General features: G+C 63.9%; 11 protein-coding genes. All 11 read left to right on the forward strand.

What is annotated here, in order from left to right:
• Nucleotides 1–218: 218 nt before the first annotated feature.
• Entirely contained in the window at nucleotides 219–1,613 is a 1,395-nt protein-coding gene (gene miaB / locus QTL98_RS00640; RefSeq protein WP_510637600.1) for a tRNA (N6-isopentenyl adenosine(37)-C2)-methylthiotransferase MiaB, read from the forward strand.
• The gene (locus QTL98_RS00645) at nucleotides 1,610–2,662 is read left to right on the forward strand and encodes a PhoH family protein (protein WP_445680307.1); all 1,053 of its coding nucleotides are present in this window, start codon (nucleotides 1,610–1,612) and stop codon (nucleotides 2,660–2,662) included. The genes miaB and QTL98_RS00645 overlap by 4 nt, the downstream gene beginning before the upstream one ends.
• Nucleotides 2,655–3,257 carry an rRNA maturation RNase YbeY gene (ybeY, locus tag QTL98_RS00650; protein WP_445680308.1) on the forward strand — a complete coding sequence of 201 codons (603 nt, stop codon included), beginning with the start codon at nucleotides 2,655–2,657 and terminating at the stop codon, nucleotides 3,255–3,257. The genes QTL98_RS00645 and ybeY overlap by 8 nt, the downstream gene beginning before the upstream one ends.
• 10 nt (nucleotides 3,258–3,267) lie before the next feature.
• The gene (locus QTL98_RS00655; protein WP_445680309.1) at nucleotides 3,268–4,215 is read left to right on the forward strand and encodes a hemolysin family protein; all 948 of its coding nucleotides are present in this window, start codon (nucleotides 3,268–3,270) and stop codon (nucleotides 4,213–4,215) included.
• Between the two features lie 5 nt (nucleotides 4,216–4,220).
• Nucleotides 4,221–5,804 (forward strand): apolipoprotein N-acyltransferase, encoded by a 1,584-nt coding sequence (gene lnt / locus QTL98_RS00660; protein ID WP_445680310.1) that lies wholly within the window; start codon nucleotides 4,221–4,223, stop codon nucleotides 5,802–5,804.
• An 80-nt stretch (nucleotides 5,805–5,884) separates the two neighbouring features.
• Complete coding sequence (locus QTL98_RS00665; RefSeq protein ID WP_510637511.1) at nucleotides 5,885–6,385, forward strand: helix-turn-helix domain-containing protein; 501 nt, start codon at nucleotides 5,885–5,887, stop codon at nucleotides 6,383–6,385.
• Between the two features lie 162 nt (nucleotides 6,386–6,547).
• On the forward strand, nucleotides 6,548–7,720 hold the full coding sequence (gene metK / locus QTL98_RS00670) for a methionine adenosyltransferase (RefSeq protein WP_445680311.1): 1,173 nt from the start codon (nucleotides 6,548–6,550) through the stop codon (nucleotides 7,718–7,720).
• A gap of 29 nt (nucleotides 7,721–7,749) precedes the next feature.
• Nucleotides 7,750–8,505 (forward strand): tRNA (guanosine(46)-N7)-methyltransferase TrmB, encoded by a 756-nt coding sequence (trmB, locus tag QTL98_RS00675; protein ID WP_445680312.1) that lies wholly within the window; start codon nucleotides 7,750–7,752, stop codon nucleotides 8,503–8,505.
• 45 nt (nucleotides 8,506–8,550) lie between these two features.
• The gene (locus tag QTL98_RS00680; RefSeq protein WP_445680313.1) at nucleotides 8,551–8,904 is read left to right on the forward strand and encodes a DUF4870 family protein; all 354 of its coding nucleotides are present in this window, start codon (nucleotides 8,551–8,553) and stop codon (nucleotides 8,902–8,904) included.
• A 168-nt stretch (nucleotides 8,905–9,072) separates the two neighbouring features.
• Nucleotides 9,073–9,747 (forward strand): ribosome maturation factor RimP, encoded by a 675-nt coding sequence (gene rimP, locus QTL98_RS00685; protein WP_445680314.1) that lies wholly within the window; start codon nucleotides 9,073–9,075, stop codon nucleotides 9,745–9,747.
• Nucleotides 9,748–9,767: 20 nt separating this feature from the next.
• The gene (gene nusA / locus QTL98_RS00690) at nucleotides 9,768–11,321 is read left to right on the forward strand and encodes a transcription termination factor NusA (protein WP_510637512.1); all 1,554 of its coding nucleotides are present in this window, start codon (nucleotides 9,768–9,770) and stop codon (nucleotides 11,319–11,321) included.
• Nucleotides 11,322–11,347: the final 26 nt, after the last annotated feature.

Here is an 11,347-nt window from a genome sequence, read left to right on the forward strand (position 1 = left end):
CGGCCTTTTGTCATATGATCCGGACCGGTCCGCCCAGAAGCTGGGCGCCGCCCCTAGTATAATAAAGAGTGCATGTTCGCCCGCCCAGGTGCGGCACATGCCCCGGTGAGTGCCCGATGAGTGAAGGTAACGATACCCCCGCCGCGATGACGGCAGCCGCTTCCGCCCCTGCCCGCCAGGGCGGCAAGAAGCTGTTCATCAAGACATGGGGCTGTCAGATGAATGTCTATGACAGCACGCGCATGGCCGACGTGCTGGCGCCGCTCGGCTACAGCACCGTGGGCAGTGCTGAAGAAGCGGACATGATCATCCTCAATACCTGCCACATCCGGGAAAAAGCGGCGGAAAAGGTTTTCTCCGAACTGGGCCGCATGCGCCCCATCCGTGACGGGCGCCTTGCCGAGGGCAAGGAGGATGTGCTGATCGCGGTGGCCGGCTGCGTGGCGCAGGCTGAAGGCGACGAGATCGCCCGGCGCGCGCCGATGGTCGATATCGTGTTCGGACCGCAGACCTATCATCGCCTGCCGGAAATGGTCGCCAGGGCGGTCGGTCGGCCTTCTGCCGGCGACCTGCGCAAGACGGTGATGGACACCGACTTTCCGGTGGAATCGAAATTCGACCACCTGCCGGAAGAATCCACCGAAAGCGGCAGCAGCGCCTTTGTCTCGGTTCAGGAAGGCTGCGACAAGTTCTGCACCTTCTGCGTCGTGCCCTATACACGCGGTGCCGAATACTCACGCCCTGCCGCGCAAATTCTTGCCGAGACGCGGCGGCTTGTTGCCGCCGGCGCCCGCGAGATCACCCTGCTGGGCCAGAACGTCAACGCCTATCACGGCGAAACCGCGGACGGGAGCGAATGGGGTCTCGGCCGGCTGATCCGTGAACTGGCGGAAATCGACGGGCTGGAGCGCATCCGCTACACCACCTCGCACCCGCGCGACATGGATGACGAATTGATCGCCGCCCATGGCGATGTCCCGCAGCTCATGCCCTATCTGCACCTGCCGGTGCAAAGCGGCTCGGACGCCATTCTCGAGGCGATGAACCGCAAGCACACCGCTGCCTGGTACCGCACCGTCATCGACAAGCTGCGTGCCGCCCGGCCAGACCTTGCGCTCAGCTCTGACTTCATCGTCGGCTTTCCGGGCGAGAGCGAGGCGGACTTTGAGGCGACGCTCGCGCTGGTGCGCGATGTGGGTTTCATCCAGTCCTACTCCTTTGCCTATTCGCGCCGCCCCGGCACGCCGGGGGCTTCCATGCCCGGCCAGCTCAAGGAAAACGTCAAGGCCGAGCGGCTGCAACGCCTGCAGGCACTGCTCAACGATCAGGCCAATGCCTTCAACCGGGCGCTCATCGGCACGATCCAGCCGGTTCTTTTCGACCGCAAGGGTAGACAGCCGGGGCAACTCATCGGAAAATCGCCTCACATGCAGTCTGTTTATGTTGAAGGCAACGAACGGCTTCACGGGCAGATTGCCGCTGTGCATATTGAGCATGCGACCGCCAACAGCCTGACCGGCAGCCTTGTGACGGGAGAAAGCGTGACGGCAGACAGCGCTTTAGCGCATCACGATGCAGCCGGTTCAGCCAACGCCCATCGGGAGACGGCTTGATCACCAACGCATCGCGCCCCACGGCCGGCAGTGGACCCGAAGCCAGCGTTTCGCTGAGCTTCGACGATAATCGCCTGTTGCCCTTCCTTTATGGTGAGCATGACCGCCATCTGGCGCGCATCGAACACCAGCTCGGCGTCAGCATCGGCTCGCGGGGAAACACCGTGACGCTGAGCGGCAACGCCGAGTCCGTCGCCATGGCGCAGGGCATTCTTGAAAGCTTGTGGCAGAAATTGCTGCGCGGCGCCGAGATCGGCCCGGGCGAGATCGATGCCGCCATCCGCATGAGCCTCAATATGCCCGAACCTGCTCCGCGCCCGCCCGCTGGTGCCCCCGCCCGTCCCGCCGTCAATGGCACGGGCGCTCCCGGCGAACTTGCCATCCGCACCCGCCGGCGCACCGTCGAACCGCGCTCGCCGCGCCAGGCGACCTATGTCGAGGCGTTGCAGCGCTATCGCATGGTCTTCGGCATCGGCCCGGCCGGCACCGGCAAGACCTATCTCGCCGTCGCGCAGGCAGTCTCCGCCCTCGTCAGCGGCGCCGTCGAGCGCATCATCCTCTCCCGCCCGGCAGTGGAAGCGGGTGAGCGGCTGGGCTTCCTGCCCGGCGACATGAAGGACAAGGTCGACCCCTACCTGCGTCCGCTCTACGACGCGCTGCACGACATGCTGCCCGCCGATCAGGTTGCCAAGCGCATGGAAAGCGGCGAGATCGAAGTAGCGCCGCTGGCCTTCATGCGCGGCCGTACCCTGGCCCACTCCTTCGTCATCCTCGACGAGGCGCAGAACACCACCGCCATGCAGATGAAGATGTTCCTGACCCGTCTGGGCGAGGGCAGCCGCATGGTGATCACCGGCGACACCAGCCAGATCGACCTTCCGCGCGGTACCGTCTCCGGCCTCAAGGAGGCCATGCGCATCCTTGACGGGGTGGATGGCATTTCCTTCATTCATTTCCAGCACGGGGACGTGGTGCGAGACGAGCTGGTGGCACGCATCGTCCGCGCCTATGACGAAAGCGACCGCGAAATACCGAACGCCGATGTCTGACCCCGCTTCCCCTCTGCCGCCCAGGCCGGCAAGCGATCTCGATATCGATCTGGCGATCGTCGTCGAGGAAGACTGCTGGAACGAGGCCCTGCCGGACGCTGAAAGGCTGATCCGTATCGCCGCGCTTGCGGCGCTGGAAGCAAGCCAGGACCGGCTGCCGGCTTCTGCCCTGAATGGCCTCGGCACCGAACTGTCGGTGGTGCTGGCCAATGATGCGGTCGTTCAGGCCCTCAACCGCGATTATCGCGGCAAGGACAAACCGACCAACGTGCTCTCCTTCGCCCTCACCGAGGGCGAGGAGATGCCGGGTAGCGGTGAAGGCCCGACGGCGCTTGGCGATATCGTGCTGGCGCTGGAGACCATCGCCCGCGAGGCGGCCGAGCAATCCAAACCCCTGCATGACCACACCATGCATCTTGTTGTGCATGGTGTGCTGCATCTCCTGGGATGGGACCATCTGGAAGAGGCGGAAGCCGAAGAGATGGAAACCCGCGAAACCCAGATTCTGGCGGGCCTCGGGGTTTCCAACCCCTACGCCATGCCCTTTTCCCTTGATGACACCGACGAAGAGGATGATGAGCCAAGATCGCAGTGAGCCTTCGCCTGTGGCGCTTCCTGCCACCCGCGAGGGCGTGACCACCGCCGAGAGACCGGACGAAGGTTCCGGTGGCGACGACCAAAGTAGCCTCGCGCACCAGCTGGCAAGCTGGGTGCGCAATCTCGTCAGTGGCAAACGCAGCAACGACGATCTGAGAGAATCGATCGAGGAGCTGATTGGCGACACGCTCGAGTCCGAGGGCGGCATCGATGCCGAGCAGCGTCTGTTGCTCACCAACATCCTCAAGCTCCACGACCTGACGGTGGTGGATGTGATGGTGCCCCGCGCGGACATCATCGCTGTCGAGGACGGGCTCGATATCGAGGCGCTTGCCCGGCGCTTCGTGACCGTGGGCCATTCGCGCATGCCGGTCTATCGCGATACGCTCGATGACGTACTGGGATTCATCCATATCAAGGACGCCATGGCGGCCCTGCTCGACCCGGCGCGGACAAAGAAGCCGGGCGATCTTCTGCGCAACGTCCTTATCGTAGCCCCCAGCATGTCGGTCAGCGATCTGCTGCTGGACATGCGCCTCAGCCGGACACACATGGCGATGGTGGTCGACGAGTTCGGCGGCATCGACGGGCTGGTGACAATCGAGGATCTCATGGAAGAGATCGTCGGCGACATCAATGACGAGCACGACAGCGCGCCGACCACGCAAATGGTCCAGCGCCCGGATGGCAGTCTGGTGCTCGACGCCCGTGTGGCGCTGGAGGATGTAGAGGCAAGGCTCGGTCCTTTCCTTGATGAGGAAGAACGCGAGGAAATCGACACCATCGGCGGCCTCGTCGCCGCGATTGCCGGCCGGGTCCCGGCCCGCGGCGAATTGCTGACGCACGAGCCGAGCGGCATCGAATTCGAAGTTCTGGATGCCGACCCCCGGCGCATCAAGCGGGTCCGCTTGCGCCTGCCCGAAAGCTTTACTTCCCGCACCGGGGAAAAGGACTGATCCGAATGCTGGAAAAGCTGCGTGGGGCGGCGCTGTGGCTGGGCGCGCTGCCGCCCTGGCGCCGTGCCGGCATGGCTCTGGTGCTCGGCCTTCTCAGCGCCTTCTCGATGGCACCGGTCTATGCCTTCCCCATCTGGTGGATCACCCTTCCGGGGCTGCTCTGGCTGCTGGAAGGGGTGAAGACGCGCCGCGGCGCCTTCGCTCTCGGCTGGAGCTTCGGCTTCGGCTTCTTCATCCTCAGCCTCTACTGGGTCACCTTCGCCATCCTCGTCGATTTCGACAAGGACTGGCCGTTCCTGCCCTTTTCCGTCACCGGCCTGCCGGCACTGATGGCGCTCTTTACCGGCCTTGCGCTGGTGGGAGCCTTTGCCGTGCCGCGTACGGGCCTGCGCGTCATCGCCTTCGCCGCATCATGGGCAGCCACCGAGTGGCTGAGAGGCCACGCGCTGACCGGCTTTCCCTGGAACCTGGCCGGTTATAGCTGGGGCGGCATCCTGCCGGTCCTGCAGCTGACGGCCTGGACCGGTATCTATGGCCTTTCCCTCGTCACCGTTCTGGCAGCGGCCACCCCGGCGTTGCTGCTGTGGTGGCGGCCGCGCCTTGCCCTCGGCGCCATCGGCCTCGGCATCGCCGCGCTGGCCATGATCGGCATCGGCGGCGAGATGCGCCTTTCCGCCATCGGCACGGTTGCCAGCGTCCCTGACATGCGGCTGCGCCTGGTGCCCGGGGACGTTCCGCAGAACGAAAAATGGCAGGCCGCCAATGCCAACCGCTTCTTCGTCGATTATCTGAAGCGCATGGCCCAGCCACCGGCGGCTGGCGAGAAGGCGCCGAACGTCGCCATCTGGCCTGAGACCGCCATTACCGGAACCGTCGATACTGACCCGTCCCGCCGGGCGGCAATCGCCGCAGCGGTGCCGCCCGGCGGATACGCCATCGTCGGCGCCCCCCGTGTCGAACGGCAGCCGCTGCCGGGCGGGGGCGACAAGCCAATTTTCTACAACAGCCTCTTTGCCGTTGACGATCTCGGGCTGATGGCCGCGGCCTATGACAAGCATCATCTTGTCCCGTTTGGCGAATACCTGCCCTTCAGCGACATCCTGCCGCTTGGCGCCATTGCCGCCGGCCTCAGCGACTTCCATTCCGGTCCCGGCCCGGCCACAGTGCTGATGCACGGTGTGCCGCCCTTCAGCCCGCTCATCTGCTATGAAGCAATCTTTCCCGGTGCCGTGACAGCGCCCGGGCCGATCGCACCGCGCTGGCTGCTCAACATCACCAACGATGCCTGGTTCGGCAACAGTGCCGGCCCTTACCAGCATTTCGGTATCGCCCGTGTGCGCGCCATTGAAACCGGCCTGCCGCTGGTGCGTGTTGCCAATGCCGGTATCAGTGCGGTGGTGGATCCCGCCGGCCGTATCCTCGCCTCTCTACCGCTTGGCGCAACCGGCCCGCTGGACGCAGACTTGCCAGAGGCCCTCTTGCAGCCTACCCTTTATCAATCCGCCGGAGATACTCTCTTCTGGGTTGCAACGATTATCTTGACCCTGATCTGCATCGGCACCGCAAGGCGGCGCCGCGCCGACCGGTAAAAGGCATCGGCCCCAGCGACGAAAGCACATCGGCTCCGGCCTGTTGCCCTGCCAAAGGGCCTGAAACTGGGGGAAGCACGATGGAGAATTCGAGCCGGGGCCGCCGCGGGCTGGGACGCAACAAATCTTCTGCCCCCAATCCGGTCGACACTCATGTCGGCACGCGGGTACGCCTGCGTCGCACCCTTCTGGGCATGAGCCAGGAAAAGCTCGGCGAGGCGATCGGCCTCACTTTCCAGCAGGTGCAGAAATATGAACGCGGGGCCAACCGCATCGGCGCCAGCCGGCTTTATGATCTGAGCCAGGTGCTGGACGTGCCGGTCAGTTTCTTTTTCGACGACATGCCCGAAGGCACGCTCAGCAGCATCGACAGCGCCACCGGGCTTGGCCTGTCGGAAGGCTCGCAATCCTCCTTCAGCCATCACGCCGACCCGATGAGCCAGCCGGACACGGCTGAACTCGCCCGCGCCTTCTCCTCCCTCGACGATGTCGTCGTGCGCCGCCGTATCTACGACCTTGCCCGCTCGCTTGCGGTGCCGTTTGGCGCCGAAGAGCCGGCAGGCGATGAGGAAAACAGCTAATCCCTCCCGGCTTGACGACCTATCTGCCCGCTGCCACAAAAGCGATGCTTCTGTGACCTTGCCCGAGTTTTTCCGATTCGCGTGAGGCCACGGTTTTCGTTCCTTCCGCCGTCATTGATCCGGGGAGGCCCTGCCCCCCTTTTTGAGCGAGGACATTTATTCGTGGCGCACCGCAACTACCTGTTTACCAGCGAGTCCGTTTCCGAAGGTCATCCGGACAAGATTTGCGACCAGATCTCCGACACCATCGTCGACATCTATCTCGCTGCCGATCCCTACGCCCGCGTTGCTTGTGAGACCCTTGCCACCACCAACCGCGTGGTTCTGGCGGGCGAAGTCCGCGGCCCCTCCAGCATCACGCCGGAGCAGCTGATTGCCGCCACCCGCGAGACCATTCGCGAGATCGGCTACGAGCAGGATGGTTTCCACTGGGAAACGGCCAAAATCGACTGCTACCTGCATGCCCAGTCCGCCGACATCGCTGTCGGCGTCGACGCTGCAGGTGCCAAGGATGAAGGCGCTGGCGACCAGGGCATCATGTTCGGTTACGCCTGCCGCGAAACCGATGTGCTGATGCCGGCCCCGATCCTGTGGTCGCACCGCATCCTCAAGTCGCTCTCCGAAGCCCGCCGCTCCGGCATCACCGACATTCTCGGCCCCGACGCCAAGAGCCAGGTGACACTGGAATATGTCGACGGCCACCCGGTACGTGCAACCTCCGTGCTCGTCTCGACCCAGCATTCGGAAAAGGCGAAGCAGTCCGACATCCGCGACCTCGTGCGCGAGCATGTGCTGAAGGTGCTGCCGGAAGGCTGGATGCCGCCCGAGGACAAGTTCTACGTCAACCCGACCGGCCGTTTTGTCATTGGCGGCCCGGACGGCGATGCCGGCCTCACCGGCCGCAAGATCATTGTCGACACCTATGGCGGCGCGGCCCCGCATGGCGGCGGCGCCTTCTCCGGCAAGGACCCGACCAAGGTTGACCGCTCGGCGGCCTATGCCATGCGTTATCTGGCCAAGAACGTCGTAGCCGCCGGCCTTGCCGAGCGCTGCACGCTGCAGGTCAGCTATGCCATCGGCCTCAGCCATCCGCTCTCGCTCTATGTCGACACCCACGGCACCGGCGAAGTGGACGAGGCGAAGATCGCCTCTATGCTCATGGAGATGGTCAACCTGTCGCCGCGTGGCATTCGCGAGAAGCTGCAGTTGAACCGCCCGATCTACAAGCGCTCTGCCTCCTACGGCCATTTCGGCCGCGATCCGGAAGCGGACGGTGGCTTCTCCTGGGAGCGCACCGACCTCGTGCCGGAACTCAAGGCGGCATTCGGCGCCTGAGAAGACCTCCGTTACCAGGGTAAAACACAGTGACTGAAGACGATCTTCCCGCTTCGGCGGGTGGAGAGAGCGAGACCGGGCCCCACAAGGGCCCGGTCAAGCATATCTATGGACGCCGCAAGGGCCGCCCGTTGCGCGCCCATCGCCAGCGTGCGCTGGAAGACTTGCTGCCGAAACTGGCGCTGGAGACACCGGCCGAAGGCAGCCGCGTCGATCCAGTCACGCTCTTTGGCCGCGATGCCCCGATCTGGTTCGAAGTCGGCTTCGGCGGCGGTGAGCATCTGGCTGATCAGGCCGAACAGCATCCGGACGTCAATTTGATCGGCGCGGAATATTTCATCAACGGCGTGGCCTCGCTGCTGAAGCACATCGAAGAGCGCGATCTCGCCAATGTGCGCATCCTGCAGAACGATGCCCGGCTGCTGCTGGAATGCCTGCCCGATGGTGTGCTGGAGCGCATCTTCGTGCTCTTCGCCGATCCCTGGCGCAAGACACGCCACACCAGCCGCCGCTTCATCCAGGCCGAAACGCTGGCCTTGCTCGCCCGGCTGATGCCCGCAGGCGCAGAGCTTCGCCTTGCCAGCGACCATCCAAAATTGATCGACTGGTACGATGAGGTTCTGCCGGCCCATACCACGCCGCAAAGCCCGTTCGAGCTGGTCTGGCGCCAGCCGCTGGCGAGCTTTGACCGTCCGGCGGACTGGCCCAATACCCGCTATGAGCAAAAGGGCATCGCCGAAGGGCGCGAGCCGATTTACTGGCTGCTGCGCCGGCGCGGTAGCTGATACCGGCCTCTGGCCGGGACGCAGGCGGAAATGAAGGAGAACAGAATGACGGACGACTTCAATCCCCTGCGCCCGCCCAGCCGTATTCCGATGGTGGTGGCGCTGCTCTATATCGCCAGTGTCGCCTTCGGCATCACCACCCTCATCGGCGTCATCATTGCTTATCTCTCACGGGCCGAGGCACGGGGAACCTGGGCGGAATCGCATCTCACCTACCTTATCCGCACCTTCTGGATCGGCCTGCTGTTCGGCTTTCTGTCCGGTCTCCTGATGTGGGTCTTTGTCGGGGTGCCGCTGGCTCTTGCGACGCTGGTGTGGTTCCTCGTGCGCAGCATAAAGTCGCTCCTGAAGGCAAACCGCCAGGAGCCGATCGAGGCACCCTACACCTGGATCTGGTGAGCCCCGGACAGGCCGGGACGGCGCGCTTGCAATCCCCGATGATTTTGCTATAACCCACGCCATCCATACGGTAGTCCCGATGGGACGGACCGCTCACGGAGTGGCCTCTTGGCCACTTTTTTTATTCCCGCAATCGGGATTTGACACCCGGGAAGACGACAACACCGCATGACCGCTGACACAGCGCCCCTCCCCCTGCTTGAGAATACCGGCCTCGGCGCGAAAGTTGCCGCGTTGCTGGCCCCGTCGCTGAGCGCGATGGGTTACGAGCTGGTGCGGGTGAAGCTGATCGGTGTCCCGGGTGCCAAGAGCATCAGCTCGACGCTGCAGATCATGATCGACCGTGCCGACGGGCACCCGATCAATGTTGACGACTGCGAGACGGCAAGCCGTTCGGTTTCCGCTATTCTCGATGTCGAAGACCCGATCTCTGGCGCCTATAATCTGGAGATGAGCTCTCCGGGCATTGACCGGCCGCTCACCCGCGCCAAGGATTTTGCCCGCTTTGCCGGCTTTGAAGCGCGGCTTGAAACCAGCCTGCCTGTCGACGGCCGGCGCCGCTTCAAGGGCGAGCTCAAAGGCCTTGCCGGTGAGGGACTCGAGACGGTGCAGATCGTCGTCGATGGCGAAGAGTTCAACGTGCCGCTGAGCGCACTGAGCCGGGCCAAGCTGGTCCTGACCGATGCGCTGATCGCCTGGTCGCAGGCGCAGGCCGCCGCTGCGGGCGGCGGGGTCGAAGGCTCGATGCAGGATGTTGAAGAGATCGTTGAGGACGATCTCGTTGAAGATGAGCGCGACGATTTCGAGGATGACGCCGACGGCGCTCCCCGGAACGACGCTTGAGTTAGGCAGTCTGGGTAACGATGGAAACGAAGATGTCGACACCCCGCTTGGAATTGCTGCAGGTCGCCGACGCCGTCGCGCGTGAAAAGAGCATCGACCGCGAAGAAGTGTTGCTGGCCATGGAGCTGGCGATCCAGAAGGCCGCCCGGTCCCGGTATGGCTATGAGCACGATATCCGTGCCCATATCGACCGCCGTAACGGCGAGATCACCATGGCGCGTTACCGCGAAGTGGTGGAAGAGGTCGAGAACGACGCCACGCAGCTGACCGAAGCCGAAGCCCAGGCCATCAAGCCGGGCCTTGCCGTCGGCGAATTCATCGTCGATCCGCTGCCGCCGCTGGATTTCGGCCGTATCGCCGCACAGACCGCCAAGCAGGTGATTGTGCAGCGCGTGCGCGAAGCTGAACGCGAGCGCCAGTACAATGAGTACAAGGACCGCACCGGCGAGATCATCAACGGTCTCGTCAAGCGCGTGGAATATGGCAACGTGACGGTCGATCTCGGCCGCGCCGAAGCCATCCTGCGCCGTGACGAACTGCTGCCGCGCGAGCACTTCAAGAATGGCGACCGTGTGCGCGCCTATATCTATGACGTGCGCCGCGAACAGCGGGGTCCGCAGATTTTCCTCTCGCGCACCCACACCCAGTTCATGGCCAAGCTGTTCGGCATGGAAGTGCCGGAGATCTATGACGGCATCATTGAAATCCGCGCCGTTGCCCGTGACCCGGGCAGCCGTGCCAAGATCGCCGTGATCTCCAAGGACAGCTCGATCGATCCGGTCGGTGCCTGCGTCGGTATGCGTGGCAGCCGCGTTCAGGCTGTCGTGCAGGAACTGCAGGGCGAGAAGATCGACATCATTCCGTGGTCCGACGATCACGCCACATTCATCGTCAACGCGCTGGCGCCGGCCGAAGTCACCAAGGTGGTGCTCGACGACGACCAAAAGCGCATCGAAGTGGTGGTTCCGGACGAGCAGCTGAGCCTCGCCATCGGCCGCCGTGGCCAGAATGTGCGCCTGGCCTCCCAGCTCACCGGTTTCGACATCGACATCCTGACGGATGAGGAAGAATCCGAACGCCGGGTCAAGGAAATGAACCAGCGCTCGCAGCTCTTCATCGACGCGCTTGATGTCGACGAAGTGATTGCCCAGCTGCTGGTCACCGAAGGCTTCTCGACCGTCGAGGAAATTGCCTTCGTCGACAATGACGAGCTGACCGATATCCAGGGCTTCGACGAGGACATCGCCGGCGAGCTGCGTAACCGCGCCCTCGTCTACCTCGAGCGTGAGCAGGAACAGCTGACCGAGCGCAGCAAGGAACTGGGTATCGCCCAGGACCTGCTGGACAACGAGGCGCTGACCCTGCGCCAGATCGTCAAGCTGGGTGAAAACGGTGTGAAGACGCTCGACGATCTGGCGGATCTCGCCACCGACGAGCTGCGTGAATTCCTCGGGGAGAAGGAAGTTACCGAGTCTGCGGCGAATGCCATCATCATGGCGGCACGCGCGCATTGGTTTGCTGACGCCCAAGACGGCGACGAGTCCGGCACCGATGGTGCCGAACAGTCGGCCTGACGGTCGTGGTCAGGAGCGTGAGAGTT

The organism is Radicibacter daui (assembly GCA_030657355.1).
GTDB classification, from domain to species: domain Bacteria; phylum Pseudomonadota; class Alphaproteobacteria; order Radicibacterales; family Radicibacteraceae; genus Radicibacter; species Radicibacter daui.